This is a genomic window from Azospirillum sp. TSO35-2, from assembly GCF_003116095.1.
Classification (GTDB): domain Bacteria; phylum Pseudomonadota; class Alphaproteobacteria; order Azospirillales; family Azospirillaceae; genus Azospirillum.
Map to the genome: position 1 here is coordinate 655565 of NZ_LGRA01000013.1, position 374 is coordinate 655938.

Below are 374 nucleotides of genomic sequence, written 5' to 3' on the forward strand. Positions count from 1 at the left end.
GTGGGCCGGTGTCGGCTCTGGGCCGGACGGGTGAAGATGACGTGCGAGGGGGTGTTTGGTTGGGGTTTGGAGTGTCTCTTGTGCCTGAGTGACCTGGCGGCGACCTACTCTCCCACGTCTTAAGACGCAGTACCATCGGCGCTGAGGCTTTTCACGGCCGAGTTCGGGATGGGATCGGGTGTTTGGCACCTCGCCATGACCACCAGGTCACCAAGGCACAAGACCGACGCTCCGCTCCTCCAACCGGCACCGCTTGCCCCCTGTCCGGGGGAGCGGCGTCCGCAATCGCGTGTGCAAGTGATCCGAGGTCATCATCGAACCGGCGCTGGCTTGCGTCAAGCAGGCTTGCTGCTGCGCATGGCGCGGTCTGTGGG

At 64.7% G+C, this 374-nt stretch carries 1 rRNA gene; it reads right to left on the minus strand.

Annotated features, from left to right (window positions below):
* Nucleotides 1–91: 91 nt before the first annotated feature.
* A 5S ribosomal RNA gene (gene rrf / locus TSO352_RS10340) occupies nucleotides 92–207 on the minus strand.
* Nucleotides 208–374: the final 167 nt, after the last annotated feature.